The organism is Ralstonia sp. OTU4908 (assembly GCF_038440115.1).
Classification (GTDB): domain Bacteria; phylum Pseudomonadota; class Gammaproteobacteria; order Burkholderiales; family Burkholderiaceae; genus Ralstonia; species Ralstonia pickettii.
Map to the genome: position 1 here is coordinate 76,129 of NZ_JASATD010000017.1, position 16,559 is coordinate 92,687.

Here is a 16,559-nt window from a genome sequence, read left to right on the forward strand (position 1 = left end):
CGCCGGCCCGTCGGTCACATCCGATTCAGGGTTGCGCCGAGCAAATCCCCCATTCGCTTGACGCCATCCCCCGAGCGCATCCCGGAGTAATGCTTTTCGACCGTGGATTCCCTGTCATTCAAGACGAGAGCAGCCGTTTTGATGTCTCCGTCTTCGCTCTTAAGGATGGCCGTCGCTACGATGTGTCGGAACGAATGGGGACCAATGCCGTCGCTGCGCAGCAGGTACCTTTTCGTCAGCGCATGCACTCGGCGACTCAGGTACAGGGAGGGGAAGTGCTTGGGGTCGGGTGAACTGTCCGTTTGGTCGACGCTCCTTCCAGAATAGCCATTCCCTTTGGCTGCGACGAGGAAGACCAATTCCGTCGGATTGCGCATCAACGAATCACGATGGCGGAACAGATAGCGTTCCAGGTCACGCGTTGCGCTAGCATGGACCGGCGCGTCGTAGTCACGCACAGCCGGTCCTCGGCGGTTCTTGAGCAGATGCTTTGGGACGAAAATCCACCAACTGCCGTCGGTACGCTTGTATAACGCAGGACGGTTGTCAGCCTTGCGGCCATCGACGAATTGAGGTGAGTAGCACAGTGTCGCGACGTTCCGGATGCGAAGTGCATTGGTTGTCAGCAGTTTGATGAGCAGAATGTCGCGCGCCCAAATTGCTTCATCGACGGGATTCCCAATCGGGCGGTCGAGACGCATCCGTTGCATCATGTCGGCGACGGCCTCAAGCGGGTCATCGAGCTCGATGACAGGGGTCAACGGTTCGAAAGGGTTGCGGCTGGGTCGCACTTGAGAGCGCAGGGCTTTCTGCAGGCGCGAGCACACCTCATGCTGTTGGCGGCACATGTCCTGCCAGTTCAATGAGTGATAGCGAACTGGCAGGCTCATCTGAAGGTCGGGGCGCTGGAATAAATAGCCGTCCACGGGGCGAAGCATCCAGTTCATCATTCCAAAGAACTCGAGAATGGAGTTGTTGTACTTGCCGTTTCCGCGATTCTTTACCCATTCACAGTACTGTTTGACGTAGCCACCGGGCACTGCAAACCAAGCGAGCGTTTGGAGTTCTTCCTCCGGAATGCCCGCACCGCCCTGGTGGGCCGGCCGAGCCATCCAACCCAGATAGCCAGCCACTTTGGCCCATCCGGGTCTTGCTGACGGAACTTCAACGCCGTCATAGAACGACCACCAAGTTGCGGCTGTTTCCTTCATAACTGGGATGGGCGCGAATGACCACCGCCCTGCTTCCGAGCGCTCGAGCTCTGGGACCAAGTCAGTCTTGTAGGACATCAGGTCCATCCATTGTTGACGCAGCGGCGACGACTCAGATGGCTTGAGCCAATAGCGGTCCTGCGACCGCTTTCCGAGCGTTTCACGGTACTCGATGGAGGCGGCTTCACCAGCCTGGGTGTGTCGCCGAGAGACCTTACCAAGGCCTGCGAGCGAAACGAGGCTGTCGCGCTGAAGGCCGAAGAAGTGCTCAATGCGGTGAACATACTTGATGCTTACTGACTGCGGCTTTCGCCCTTTGAGCCAGCCGCGAAACATGTCGACCGGTACGCCGGTATGCCGGGCAACACGCTTGGCAGGGAGGTCCCCGACGAGCTTCAGCAATTCCGACTGGAATGGAGTAGGTTGGTCGCTGTTCACCGCGCAGATTTCGTCGTAAATAATCACGGCCCTCTTCCACGGCGACAGCGCGGCTCGGGTGTTCGAGATACTGCGGGCGCTGCGCCCCTGTGCTTGCTGTTCGTTGATGAGGCGCTCGATGGCGCTTGGAAAATGCGTGCGCATCTCAGAACCGACGACATCCACTTCAGCGATGTGGTTGGCTCTCAGGAATGCGCGCAACGCGGAGGCACGGTTGGCGGCGGTTTGGGGATTGATTTCCCCATGGTCAACTTGGCGGTTCTGCTCCTCGAGGAGCATCGAATAAGTCAGTGGTGCGTTCGGCATGGTTATCCTTCTCGCCCGAACCATCCGCCACGTCGCCTGCGAAGCAAGTAAAGCCGACGGGATGAAATACCTGCAATCTTCGTAAGTGCTTGTTTCTTTATGAGGTTTTCCCCTCTTCGCCTTCGCGCCTTTCTGATTCACGGGTGCTGCATGTGCAGGTATAAAAAAACATCCACGCTGATGGTATGGGCGAATTAATTCTTCGCCATCTGTATAGGGAGTCGGTTTAGATTCGAGTACGCGCGGTCGCGTAAGCGGCTTGTATCGGAGCTACCCAAAGGCGACCGGCGCGAGGCGGCATGGCAGGTTCGTGGTGTCTGAGCGTCTTGGCTCCGGCACGGCCGATGTCTGCCTGCGTGCGTGGGCAGTATCCTCACGTGCTGTGGGCATGCCTGCCTCTTATGGTTTCAAATCCCACCAGGGCGAATCTCATCCTTCCCCGTAGAGGCAACGATTTCCGTACAGAAATTTGCCGCAACTCAGGAAGAAACGGTGGCCGCCATCGCGCTTCAGCGAGGCAGGGTGGCTATGCGGGCGCAAGGCACGGTTGTAGCGCACTCAGATGCGGTTACCCTACGACACATCCTTTTCTGAGGGCAAAGGATTAGCATCGCAGCAACCTCCCTCGGCCGTTTAAAAACGGTGCCTACACATTCGTGAACCACTGGCATGAGCCACTGGCTCCGGACGGAGGAGGGGGGACAACCGCCGCGCCCGTTCCGAATGAACGCGTTCAGCGGAGTTGCCACGAACGCGGCCCTGGGTGTGAACAGCGAGAGGGGGGCAAGGCGTGGGACGAAATCCGCGAACAGTCTAGCTGTGTGCGAGCGCAACGTCGCAACTCGCATGCTCGAATGGTACCTCCGGCTCCGGCGCGGCATACTCAACGGCAAAGCACAAACCACTGGCAAATCGCCATGGCTAGGGGGTGCTTTGCCCGTCCTCCCCACCAGCGCAGCATTGTGGAGTGTTCTCGACTAAAGAAGTACTAAGAAGTGTTAGGTTATTAGGTATTTAAATAAAATAAGGTGTTTGTTGTTGATTGTTTTTGTTTGATTGAGGTTGTTTGAATTTGAGGGGGTTACGGGGCCCGTTTCATTGGGATAGTCTCGCGTTTGTGACCTCCCGCTTTGGAGGGTTCTGTGGAAATAAATTAATCAACCATGCTGCAATTCAGTCAATATAATTCTGAGGGCTTCGGTACTTTCGGAACGATTGATGCTATCGATGCCGAGTTCATGATTGCCCGGCGGGAGCTTGTCGAGCGTTACAGTCCGGATTTCGCTGGTTGGGTCGCGGCGCTGCGTGAGCACCATCAAGCCATGGTCGGGCAAGGTGCGATGGTCGGCGGGGTTATGCCGCGCAATGTCCTGGGCTGCCTAAGCACGTTCGTTCCGTCGGAACAGGTTCTGGTGCTAGCGCTTTCCGAGGCGTTTGAGCCGGCGCTGCCGACGCTCATGCTGCAGTCTCCGGAAGTCTTTAATTTGGATAGTCCGGACGGCCTGTCGTGTGACACCGCTCTCGCATGGACGGCAGCACTTGATGATGGCGCGGTGCATAGTCTCTGCGTCCCGGTGCATTCGCTGCATAGCGTTCTCAACAGCGGCACCTGGAACGATAACGCGAGACTATTCGTGCGCGTCCTCTTCGTTGCGGGTGGCAGTGTTGCGTTCGGCGGATTCGCCCTAGACGAGTCCGACCTGGAGCACATCCAGTGTGCAACGATTTGCGCCCAATCCCGGCAGCATTTCCAACTACCAGAGGCTGCGCAAGAACAACCGGTCGTCACTGGCGCACCAAGGGAAGCAACATCACGGCAATCTCCACTAGAAAGGGTCCTGACGCCCGTCGACGTGTATATCACTGGCGCGTAGGCTTGGAACGTGAGCGGGGCTGATGGCAATCTCATCAGTCCCAATCCCGGGGTTGGTTGGGGCGGCTTGACGACATCAAGAAGACGCCCAGGGCTGCCACTGATAAGCTGCGCGCGAACATGGACCTATCTGCCTGCTCGGGCTCGCATGGAGGCATCCCCGGCATTATGTGAACGGCATCGATTTGACAAGTCTGCGAGCTCTGCCAATTTCCGCGCGTGCGGCACTTAATGGTGCCGTGCGCGCGAACAAATGACCGAGGTGGTCGGAACGTGCCGGCGTGCACTGATTCTCCCTACTGCCAGCCCCGGGTTCCCGGTAAAATCTGCCCCAGGTGGGAAAGGGCTGGGCCAAATGCATCTTGAGGCGCCCGCGCAGCCAATACCCTGCTGACAACTCAAGGGGAACGGTCAAATGGATGTCTTTGAGTTCCGGGGGAAACTCGTCTCCGACTACGCGACGTTTACGCGTAGCTTCACCCGTATTCGAGCAACGGATATCAAGTCATTCGTCGATGCGGCCTACGACTCCGAGCGCTATTGGCCCGCACCGCTCATCCAAGTCAATCCCAATTTCAAGGTGGGGTCGAATGTCGAGACCCTAGTTAAGGATGGCGGGCTGCACGCGGAGTGCGCTCGCATTTTCCGCGCTGGCAAGTCGGCCTCCAATGCAGGCGTGCCGCTGACGCTCTTCAAGCATCAGGAAGAGGCCATCAGCTTTGCGCAGAGTGGTGAGAGCTATGTCCTGACGACCGGTACTGGTTCGGGCAAGTCCCTGGCGTATTTCATCCCGGTTATCGATGCCATCTTGAAAGCCAAGGCGTCCGACAACACGCCGCGCACGCGGGCCATTGTCATCTATCCGATGAACGCGCTGGCCAACAGCCAGTTAGAAGAGCTTGGCAAGTTCTTGGCGGACTATGGAGACCATGCGCCGGTGACCTATGGGCGCTATACCGGGCAGGAGGACGACGAGGAGCGCCAGCGGCTCGCGTCGAATCCCCCGGATATTCTCTTGACCAACTTCATGATGCTCGAGCTCCTGATGACCCGTCAGGACGATACGGACAAAGCCGTTATTCGCAACGCCAAGGGGTTGCGATTTCTGGTTCTGGACGAGCTGCACACCTATCGCGGTCGGCAGGGGGCTGATGTGGCCTTGCTCGTGCGCCGTGTTCGCGAGGCGCTCGCTGACGAGCTGCAGTGCATTGGGACTTCGGCAACCATGGCCACCGAAGGCACCGAGCAGAAGAAGAACGAAAAGGTTGCCGAGGTTGCGGGCCGTTTGTTCGGCACGAGCATCACCGCCGCCAATGTCATCACTGAGACGCTACAGCGAGTGACACCCGAGCACGTGCTCGTTGAGCACATCAGGTCAAGTCTCAAAGAGGCGATTCAGGCAGGGCTGCCTTCGGCACCATCATTCGCGGAATTGGCCGAGCACCCTCTGGCCATCTGGGTGGAGTTAAATCTTGGACTGGTGCGCAATGAGGGGAAGTGGCGACGGGCACGCCCTGTCACGCTAGCTGATGCGGGCAAGCACCTGGCTGTCGACGCAGGCATCGACGAGGGATTGGCACGAACCACACTCACCGATTTTCTGCTTCTCGCATACACGACCACCGATAAGCCCCTCGTTGAGGGCGGCCGCAGCCTATTTGCCTTCAAACTGCATCAGTTCATTTCCGGGGGCAGCAATGTCTATGGCACGCTGGAACCAGAAGACCGACGATTCCTGACTCTAGAAGGTAGTCAATATGTTCCGGGCGAGCGTGAGCGCAGGCTCTTCGCGTTGCATTTCTGTCGCGAATGCGGACAGGAGTACGCCCCCGTCTGGGACGAGAGTGTCGCTGGCGGCCGCATCTTCAATCCGAGAAGCATTGAAGAACGTACGCACGAAGATGAGGATATCAAGAGCGGCTACTTCATGCCGGATACCACGGGCATCTGGGACGACACCCTAGACCGCTACCCTGAGACTTGGCTGGAACAGAAGAAAGATGGCGACCTAAAGCTCAAGTCGAACTATCGGAAGCGTCAGCCTCAACCTGTGCGCGTCGATGCGACGGGGCAGCATGTGGCAGACGGCACACCAGGTTGGTACATTCCCGGAAGCTTTGGGTTTTGCCTTAACTGCGGCGTCGTGCATCAGACGGCTGGCAAGGAGTCGCTGCGTCTCACCGGTTTGTCTGGTGAAGGACGTAGCTCGGCCACAACGATGCTCACCCTCTCGGCTCTGCGTTACCTCTATGAAGAGGACGCGCAGCTCAAGGATGAGGCCAAGAAGGTTCTCGGCTTCACAGACAATCGACAGGACGCTGCTCTTCAGGTCGGGCATTTCAATGATTTTCTGCAGGTCCTTCTACAGCGTGCTGCACTCCTCGCTGCGGTCGAGCAGTCGGGTGGGCGGCTCAACGAAGGTGAAATTTCCCATGCTGTGTTTAGTGCGCTCGGTTTCGACAGGGATGAGCCTGGCGTGCGCGCCGAGTACATGCAGGAGCCGGAGGTCAAGGGCAACGCGCGTCGGCAGGTCCAAGACGTCATGCGGGCCATTTTCGGCTATCGGGTCTATTTCGACCTGCGGCGAGGTTGGCGTTTCAATAACCCCAACCTAGAGCAACTCGGTCTTGTCCATATTGAGTACCAGGACATTGATAAACTGGCTGCAGACGTCAGCGAGTGGGCCGATGCGCCATTGATATTGCAAGCGGCGTCTGCCGCCGTGCGCAAACGCCTGCTCACGCTGCTCTTTGATGCGATGCGGCAGGGCTTATGCCTTGCTTCGCGATTTTTGGACCGCACCGAGCTGGACAAACTCAAGACTGCCAGCTTCGCGAATCTTCGCGAGCCGTGGGGATTTACCGAGGATGAGGCGCCCGTTGCGGCGAATTGGTTCATCACGACTGGGCGGCCAAGGGACGAGGACCGGCGGAATATTGAATATCTCGTGTCGGGTAGCGCCCGTTCCAAGCTGGGTAAGGACATCAAGCGAGCCAGCACTTGGCAGGAGGTGGACCAGGATGGCACCAAGCGAGACAATCCACACGCCGTCAAAATCAAGGATGACGACTACCGGGAAATCGTCGCCGCGCTGCTCAAAGCTGCGAAGTCGTACGGATTGGTCGTCTCCGAGGAGACCGAGTTTGGCATGACGGGCTACCAGCTCAACGGAACCGGCCTAGTTTGGGTTTTGGGGGGCGGCAAGAGCAAACGGGCTGCGGACGATAATGCGTTTTTTCGCAGCCTATACGGAAACATTGCAGGGATGCTCGCCAATCCGGTGCATCGCCTCTTTGATTTCGAGGCGAGAGAGCACACGGCACAGGTCGAGCAGGAAGACCGCTTGGAGCGGGAAGCACGTTTCCGATTTACGCAGAAAGACCGCAACGACTGGCTCAACGCAAAGGGCAAGCAGCTGGAGTGGCTACCGGTATTGTTTTGTTCGCCAACGATGGAGTTGGGCGTCGACATCTCGTCGCTCAATACGGTTTATCTGCGTAACGTTCCTCCGACGCCTGCGAATTATGCGCAACGTAGTGGACGTGCTGGTCGCGCTGGTCAACCGGCTTTGGTCATTACGTACTGTGCTGCCCAGTCGCCGCACGACCAATACTTCTTCCGCGACCCAGTCCGGATGGTCCACGGTCAGGTGAATCCGCCCACGCTCGATTTGGCGAATCGCGAGCTTATCCAGAGCCACCTCCACGCCATTTGGCTGGCTGAGACGGGCAAGAAGCTGGACAAGAGCGTACGTGGCTTGTTGGATATGAGCGAGCCCGCTGCGCCGCTGACGGAGGAGTACCGGCAGGCAATGGATGCCGATGCTCCGCAGAAACGCGCGCATGTGCGCGGGTTGCGAGTACTTGGCATGTTGTCCTCGGAATTCACCTCCGACAAGGCGCCTTGGTACGACGAGGCCTTTGCGGAGCAGGTTTATCGTCGCGCGTTTCAATCCTTCGACCATGCGCTTGACCGTTGGCGCGACCTATTTTCCGCAACTAAGCGGCAAATGGAAATCAACCAGCAGGTGATGAATAATCCGGCCGCAAGTGAGCGCGAACGCCGGGATGCCAAGCAGCGACATGACGAAGCCTTTCGTCAGCAATCGCTGTTGCTGCAGGAGTCGGGTTCGGCAAATTCTGACTTCTACACCTACCGGTATCTTGCTAGCCAAGGGTTTTTGCCAGGCTACAACTTCCCTCGCCTACCCCTGATGGCCTATATCCCGGCACGCAAGGGAAAAATCGGACGAGAGAACTTCCTGTCGCGCCCGCGCTTTTTGGCCCTCTCGGAGTTCGGTCCCTACAGCCTCATTTATCACGAGGGCAGTCAATATCGCGTCACTCGAGCCATGTTGTCAGTTGGCGCCGACGACCAAGTCTCCGTCGGAGCCAGGCTCTCAACCGAGGTCGCGCGTATTTGTCCAGTTTGCGGTTACGGGCACTTTCGCGGCCAACGTGATGCCGACCGCTGTGTGTCCTGTAACGCTCCGCTCGCGGACGCAGTTGCGGTCCAGAATCTCTATCGCATTGAGAATGTCTCGACGCGGCGTGCCGAACGCATTACCGCCAATGAGGAAGAGCGGGTGCGGCAGGGGTATGAGATGCAGACAACCATTCAGTTCGGCGAGCAGGACGGTAACTTGCAGGTCTTGCATGCGGAACTGAAAGACGCGACGGGGCCCGTGCTCGCGCTGCAATACGGTTCGGCCGCCACAGTCTGGCGCATGAACCTTGGGTGGCGACGTCGGAAGGAAAAAAGCCTCCTTGGCTTCATGATTAATCCGGTCACCGGCCATTGGATGGGGGGCGCCGACGAGTCGGGTGAGCCAGATGGCGAAGCACCGCCGGACAAGACGCCGCCGCAACGTATTGTCCCGTACGTCGAAGACCGACGGAATGTCCTCATCGTGCGCCCTGTGGAGGAACTCGGCCTGAAAACCATGGCGACCCTGCAGTACGCGCTCAAGCGGGGCATTGAGGCAGTCTTTCAGTTGGAAGAAAGTGAGCTGATGGCGGAGCCGCTGCCAAAAGCAGACTTGCGCCATTCGATTCTGTTCTACGAATCGGCGGAAGGAGGGGCCGGGGTGCTCACGCGGATTGCGACCGAGTCCGGAGCGTTGGCCAGGGTAGCGGCCGAGGCCCTAAGAATCATGCATTTCATTTCTTCAGCGGATGGCAAGTGGGATGCGGATGAATTGGACCAAGAGAAAGATGCTGCTGGCAGACCAATCTGCGAAGCGGGGTGTTACAAGTGCTTGCTCTCGTACTACAACCAGCCGGACCACTCCAACATTGACCGACAGGACGTGGAGAACGAGGGCAAGGTGCTGGATGTGCTCTGTCGACTGACCCGTGCTGAGGGCGCAGTGGGGACTTTTGGCCGGACGCCTGAGGTCCAGCAGGGTGAGCTGGAACGGATTTCGGGGAGCTCGTTGGAACAAGCCTGGCTTGAGTACGTCAAGGCGCACGGTTATCGCATGCCGGACCGTGGTCAGGAAAGCATTGCGCGTTGTAACACTAAGGCGGATTTCTTTTACGAGGACTGGAAGGCCGCTGTCTTTATTGATGGTCCCCACCACGATTCCCCGCGTCAGGCGGAAGCAGACGCTGACATTACGCGATGTCTGGAGGGCGCTGGTTATTACGTAGTGCGCTTCCCGAAGGACGTTAGCAGCTGGGCAGAGGTCTTCGCCGCCCATGCAGCACTCTTTGGAACTGGAAAGTAACAATCATGTCGGGTCAAGCATCATTTCAGCCGGGTAGTCTTGTTTCCGCCCGTGGTCGTGAATGGATTGTTCTTCCGCAGTCATCCACCGATACGCTGTATCTTCGACCTCTTGGCGCAGCTGAAGACGACGCAACGCTCATCTACCTGCCAATCGAGCTCCATCCGGTCGGCCCTGCGACATTCCCGTGGCCTCGGATAGAGCAAGCGTCGAATTTCGCAGCGGGTCAATTGCTGCGCGATGCGCTTCAGCTAAAGCTCCGCACGGGTGCAGGCCCATTTCGCAGTTTCGGCAACATCGCGGTTGAACCCCGCGCCTACCAACTCGTGCCGCTGCTGATGGCTCTTAAGCAAGACGTGGTTCGGCTGTTGGTTGCCGATGACGTTGGTATCGGGAAAACCATTGAGGCCGCGCTCATCGTCCGCGAGCTCCTTGACCGTGGTGAAATTTCCCGCCTCGCCGTGCTATGCCCGCCGCATCTGTGTGAGCAGTGGCAGCGCGAATTGAAGGAGCGCTTCCACATCAATGCAGTCGTAGTTCGAAATACCACCGCCAGCCGACTGGAACGCGGCCTCCCGGCGAACCAGTCCGTCTTCGAGGCCTATCCCTTTACGGTGGTCAGCCTGGACTACATCAAGTCCGACCGCCGTCGTGATGAGTTCCAGCGGGCGTGTCCAGAGTGCGTCATCGTCGATGAGGCGCACACCTGCACTTTCAGCGGTCAAGGCCGTCAACAGCGCTATACGCTATTGAAAGGGCTTGCCGAAAATCCTGAACGGCACATGGTCTTGCTCACCGCGACGCCGCACTCCGGTGACGAAGACGCGTTCTACAACTTGCTTGGCCTCTTAAAGCCAGAGTTTTGTGAACTGAAGGACCTCCCGCCCGATAGTCGCAAGCCGTTGCGCGAACAGCTTGCGAACCACTTCGTCCAGCGTCGTCGACCGGATATTGAAGAGTGGCAGGACCGGCAGGTGTTTCCCGAACGTCTGACCACCGAAATCACCTACAAGCTGACCGGTGAGTGGGGCAACCTGTTTGATGACGTGCTCGCCTACGCTCGCGAACTCGTTATGCGCACTGAAGACCAGGGCCTGGTGCAGCAGCGCATGAGCTGGTGGGCAGCGTTGGCACTGTTGCGCTGCATCTCGTCGTCTCCACAGGCCGCCGTGAATGCGCTGCGAACTCGTCTTCGGGGGCAAACGCCGGCAGGGCTGGATGAGGCTGCGGAAGCCGTCACGCTTGAAGAAGCAGATGAGCAGGGCAGGGAGCGTGTGCTGGACGGCACCGAGGACGACCTGACGACCCAGGATATAGAGCCGGCGGCCAACACGGAAGATAGCGCGCTCCTGTTGGCGCTCGTTGCACGTGCTGAAAGCTTGGCGGGCACGGGAAAAGACCCCAAACTCAAGCGCCTCATCGACCATCTTAAGGAGCTCACAAGCGACCGCTTCCAGCCGGTTGTGTTCTGCCGCTATATCGCCACCGCTCACTACGTCGCCGAACAATTGCGCCTCGTTTTTCCAGACCACCAGGTCACTGCTGTCACCGGCGAGTTTGCACCGACCGAACGGGAAGCTGCCGTCGATGCGATGGGGGAGGCGGAGCAGCGCATTCTGGTTGCGACCGACTGTCTCTCGGAGGGTATCAACCTCCAGAACCTTTTCACGGCGGTGGTCCACTATGACCTTTCGTGGAATCCTACTCGGCACGAACAGCGCGAGGGTCGCGTCGACCGCTTTGGGCAAAAGGCCCGTGAGGTACGAACTACCTTGCTCTACGGTCAGGATAATCCGGTCGACGGCGCAGTGTTGCAGGTCATCTTGCGTAAAGCGGAAAGCATTCGCAAGGAACTCGGCGTGCTTGTGCCGATGCCGGACGACCAAGGAAAGCTGACGCAGGCGCTAGTCGGCGCCGTTTTGTTGAGGAAAGGCACCTCCACCGCGAAGATGCCACAACTCGGTCTGGACTTTGGCGCTCCCGAGGAAGCCATTGATACAGCGTGGCAGTCGGCGCGGGACAGGGCCGCAAGAAATCGAACCCTCTTTGCTCAGCGCCGCCTCAAGCCGGAGGATGTGCTGCCTGAATGGCAAAAGACAATGGCTGTGCTGGGTGGGGAAGCGGACGTTGAGCGCTTCGTGAAACGAGCATCTGTCCAACTCGGGGCTCCATTGGAGCCCAGCACCAAAGGTGGTGCCAACCACTGGAAGCTCCACGCGGGAAGCCTGCCAATGGCGGTGCGTGAGCGCCTGGAGGGGGAGGGGCTTGTGGGTACGCTACATATCGATTTTCACCAGCCTCCTGCTCCGACCGCACAGTTCATTCACCGTACCCATCCACTTGTGTCTGTATTGGCTGACTACCTGCTTGAAGTCGCCTTGGATGAGGGGCGGGAGATGGACGGAGTCGGCGCGGATGCAGTGGCGCGTGCTGGGGCCATTTTCACCGATGCCGTTGCAATTCGCACCACAGTGCTGTTGGTTCGCCTGCGCCACCAACTGACGGTGACGCTTCGTGGCAACTCGCGTCTGCTGCTCTGCGAAGAAACGCTGGCTGTGGGCGTGGCCGCCGGCGAGGAGTCCGAGCCGCTTGGTGACGGCGCTGCGCGCGCCCTGATGGCAGCAGAGCCAAGCCGAAACATGCCGCCACCACTGCGCGACCAGCATATCCAGCGGGCGCTCGACCAGCTACCCAACTGGCAGCCAGTACTGGAGGACTTAGCTCGCACACGCGCTCAGCTGCTGCTCGAAGACCATCGTCGCGTTCGCGTGGCTTCAGACGCACGAGGGGAATACCGGGTCGCGCCCAGCCTTCCCGTCGATGTCATGGGGGTCTTTGTCCTCATCCCGGCCTGACGCCAGCTCTCGAATAGGATTTCAAAAGAACATGGCTCGCCGCTCAACACGTGAACTGGCCTTTTCTGCCCTAGCCATTGAAGGCGGGTTGCTCGCGCCGGATTTTCTCAATAAGGTTGCTCACCTGGAGGCAGCGGAGCAGTCCGAGGCCGCCTACGATATCCCGCGCGGCCTGAAGCTGCGTGATGAAATCGGTCGCTATTGGAAAATCGCCCAAAATTTGTGGCAGGACTTCGATGCCAAGCGCAAGCGTTCAGACGTAGATACGCATGCCATCACGGTGCGGGAATTCCTGGAGCCGTTCTGCCGACAGGTTCTCGGATTTGCGGACCTGCGGTCGGTTGGCCAGCTTGTGCTCGATGAACGCGTTTTCCCGATTGGCTTCAGTGCCGGTGATGGTCGGGTTCCACTGGTTTTTGCTGCCTTTGACCAGGGGCTGGATAAGCCGGGTAAGCGTTTCGGTGATGGGCTTCGCAGCCGCTCCCCATTTCTCCTCGCACAAGAGTGTTTGAATGCGAGCGAGCAAATGCTGTGGGGCATCGTTAGCAATGGGTTGAAATTGCGCATTCTCCGCGAGAACGCCAGCCTGACTCGCCCGGCCTACATTGAATCTGACCTTGAGGCCATCTTTGCTGAAGGTCTGTATCCAGACTTCACGGCGCTGTGGTTGCTGGCTCACGGTACCCGCTTCGGTAAGGTGGGGGCGGAACTGGCGGACAGCCCACTGGAGCGCTGGCGCAATACTGCACAAGAAGATGGTATCCGCGCTCGCGACCGCTTGCGGGTGGGGGTCACCGAGGCACTTCGAGCGCTCGGTACGGGTTTTGTCGCCCATCCAGAGAATGGCCGGTTGCGTGAGCGCATACAGGCTGGGCAACTCTCGACTCAGGCTTACTTCGAGCAACTGCTGCGTTTGGTTTATCGTTTCATCTTCCTCGCCACTATCGAGGACCGCGAACTCGTGTTCGCGCCGGATGCAACGTCCGAGGCAAAGGCTCGCTACCAAGCGGGCTATAGCCTCCAGCGCCTGCGCCAACTTGCTGCCCGTCGTCGCAGCTATGACCGACATGCCGACCTTTGGCAGACGCTGACCATCACGGTTGCCGGCCTGAGCCAGGGTCAGGGCGCACTCGGTCTACCCGCACTGGGCGGACTTTTCGAGGCCGCCCAATGTCCTGACCTCGACGGCGCTGCACTGGAAAACCAAGCCCTGCTTTCTGCGTTGTTCAGCTTGTGTTTTTTTCGCGAGGGGGCAGCGCTTTCGCGGGTGAACTACCGTGACATGGATTCTGAAGAGCTCGGCAGCGTTTACGAGAGCTTGCTGGAGTTGGTGCCAGTGGTCACGTTGGGCGGCGGAGCGCGGATATTCGGGTTCGTCGGTGATGACGAAGAGGGAAGCACGAAGGGTAACGCCCGCAAGCTTACCGGTTCCTATTACACCCCAGACAGTCTGGTACAAGAACTCATCAAAAGTGCGCTCGAGCCCGTTATCGCACAAACGCTGAAGGCGAATCCGCAGGAGCCCGTAAAGGCGCTCCTCGGTCTGTCGGTCTGTGACCCCGCTTGCGGCTCGGGTCATTTCCTCCTAGCCGCCGCGCGTCGCATTGCCGAGGAGGTCGCGCAGCTAAATGCCGCCGACGGAAATCCCCTCCCCGACGACTACCGCCATGCCTTGCGTGATGTGGTAGCCCATTGCATTTACGGTGTCGACAAGAATCCTATGGCGGTCGAATTGGCGCGGACGGCGCTGTGGCTGGAGGCCTACACGCCTGACCGCCCGCTGACTTTCCTCGACCATCACCTGCGTTGTGGCGATGCGTTGCTCGGCATCCTTGACTCGGCGATTCTGGAGAATGGCATTCCGGACAAGGCGTTCAACGCGCTTTCCGGCGACGACAAGGAGGTGGTCAAGGCCATCAAGAAAGCCAATCGCGAAGCGCTTAAGGCCATTGAAAAGGCGCGCCACAAGTCGCATCACATGTTGAGCCTTGGCCTAGAGGATGAAGGTGACATCGTCGCGCTTGAGGCGTTGCCTGACGACACTCTGTCCGCGCTGGAGGCTAAGCGCTCGGCCTATCGTGATGCCGAGGCACGCGTGGCTAGTTCTCGGGCGCGCCTGGCTGCTGACCTTTTTGTTGCAGCTTTTGTCCTGCCCAAGACCAAGGAGCACGAACCTATCGTGCCGACCAGTCAGGACCTGTGGCTGGTGATGAACGGTAGTGACCCGCGACCTGGCGTGGGTGCGGTAGCCACGGATGCGGCGCGGGTAGCACAAGCCTTCCACTGGTGGCAGGCCTTTCCGCAGGTCAAGGCAAAGGGTGGATTCGACGTGTTGCTCGGCAATCCGCCGTGGGAACGCATCAAGTTGCAGGAAGAGGAATACTTTGCCACCCGCAGCCCTCTCGTGGCAGAAGCCCCACACAAAGCGGAGCGGGGACGACGAATTGGCCTGCTCGCAGAAGGGATGTTGCTACATACCCTCTACCCGGAAGCGGAGGCTGCGCAGGGCTTAGTGCCGCCGAATCGAGCCGAGCAGCAGCTCTACGCAGAGTTCCTCGCAGCGCGGCGTGGCGCCGAAGCCGTTAGCCTGTTCGCCCATGACGCCGGGCGCTATCCGCTGACAGGCGTGGGAGACGTGAACACCTATGCGCTCTTTGCCGAAACGTTTTCTCAGCTAATGGGGCAAGCGGGGCGGGCGGGCTTCATTGTGCCCACCGGCATTGCGACGGACGATAGCACCAAGGCGTACTTTTCCTCGCTTACACAAACAGGGCGGCTGGCGAGTTTGTACGATTTTGAGAATCGTGATGCCATCTTCCCGGCGGTTCATCGCAGCTACAAGTTTTGCCTGCTTACGTTGGGTCGGACGAACGCGGCTGAGTTCGTTTGCTTTGCCGCACAAGTGTCGCAGCTCGCCGATAGCCGGCGACTCTTCAGGCTCACGTCCGAGGAATTTCGCCTTATCAATCCGAATACACTGACTTGCCCGGTTTTCCGCAGCGAGCGCGATGCGGAGTTAACCAAGAAGATTTACCGGGCTGCGCCGGTTCTCATTGAGGAGGAGCCCACAGAGCGGAATCCGTGGGGCATTCGCTTTATGCGAATGCTGGATATGGCCAACGACAGTGACCTCTTTCACGACGCCTCAGCGCCTGACCGGTTGCCACTGTATGAAGCCAAGATGATTCATCAGTTTGACCATCGCTGGGCCACCTATAGCGACGATGGAGCGAGCCGGGATGTGCTTACGGCGGAAAAGTCTCAGCCGGACTATTTCGTCACGCCACGTTACTGGGTGGAGGGGGTGGAGGTCGAACAGCGACTTGAGGATAAGGGCTGGAGCCGAGGGTGGCTGATGGGGTGGCGGGATATTTGCCGCGCAACCGACGAGCGCACAGTGATTGCCTCGGTGGTGCCAAAGGTGGCGACAGGCGATACGTTGCTCTTGATGTTTCCGAACTCTAATCACGGACCGAGGGTGGCGTGTCTGCTGGCCGACCAATGCTCGTTAGTGCATGACTATGTCGCACGGCAAAAGGTTGGGGGCACTCACCTCAAGTATCACGTCAAAAAGCAATTGCCGAATCTTCCGCCGAGTCAGTATTCGGATGAGGACATCGCCTACATTGTTCCCCGTGTTCTCGAGTTGACATATACATCCCGAGACCTCGGCGCTTGGGCTCGAGACCTCGGGTATGAGGGGGAGCCCTTGGGCTGGGACCCTGAGCGTCGTGCCATGTTGCGGGCTGAGCTCGATGCCTACTATGCACGCCTCTACGGCCTAACTCGTGACGAATTGCGCTACATCCTCGACCCGGCCGACGTGATGGGGGCGGACTATCCATCTGAAACTTTCCGGGTCCTGAAAAATAGCGAAATGCGTGAGTTCGGCGAGTATAGAACTCGTCGATTAGTGTTAGAAGCGTGGGACCAAATCGAGCGGCGGCAGTGAACTCTGTTTGATTTGGATATCAGGCAGGTCTGGAACAACTAATGGCGAGAGTCAGGCGACGTGCGGCTTTCCTGATGGCTCACCAACGCAGGTCGCCAACTTATTGAGGAGAGGAGCGTGTACCTCGCACGTCTCACTATCGAAGGCTTCCGCCGACTGGCGAAGATTGAGCTCCGATTTCGTGAGGGGCTCAACG

Annotated in this window: 5 protein-coding genes; 4 read left to right on the forward strand and 1 reads right to left on the reverse strand. The window is 58.8% G+C overall.

Annotation, left to right across the window (positions count from 1 at the left end; translation table 11 throughout):
* Positions 1-14 precede the first annotated feature (14 nt).
* A complete protein-coding gene (locus tag AAHM38_RS15955) occupies positions 15-1,955 on the reverse strand; it encodes a site-specific integrase (protein WP_012762967.1) in 1,941 nt (646 codons plus the stop codon).
* A 1,163-nt stretch (positions 1,956-3,118) separates the two neighbouring features.
* Between AAHM38_RS15955 and AAHM38_RS15960 the strand changes: the two genes are divergently transcribed.
* The 4 genes from AAHM38_RS15960 (at position 3,119) to AAHM38_RS15975 (ending at position 16,363) form a co-directional block, all read left to right on the forward strand.
* On the forward strand, positions 3,119-3,829 hold the full coding sequence (locus tag AAHM38_RS15960) for a hypothetical protein (RefSeq protein WP_012762966.1): 711 nt from the start codon (positions 3,119-3,121) through the stop codon (positions 3,827-3,829).
* A 414-nt stretch (positions 3,830-4,243) separates the two neighbouring features.
* Positions 4,244-9,556: a DEAD/DEAH box helicase gene (locus AAHM38_RS15965; RefSeq protein ID WP_012762965.1), complete on the forward strand. Its 5,313-nt coding sequence runs from the start codon at positions 4,244-4,246 to the stop codon at positions 9,554-9,556.
* Positions 9,557-9,561: 5 nt separating this feature from the next.
* Positions 9,562-12,411, forward strand: a complete 2,850-nt coding sequence (locus AAHM38_RS15970; protein WP_012762964.1) for a helicase-related protein — start codon at positions 9,562-9,564, stop codon at positions 12,409-12,411.
* A 31-nt stretch (positions 12,412-12,442) separates the two neighbouring features.
* The gene (locus tag AAHM38_RS15975) at positions 12,443-16,363 is read left to right on the forward strand and encodes an Eco57I restriction-modification methylase domain-containing protein (protein ID WP_012762963.1); all 3,921 of its coding nucleotides are present in this window, start codon (positions 12,443-12,445) and stop codon (positions 16,361-16,363) included.
* Positions 16,364-16,559 lie beyond the last annotated feature (196 nt).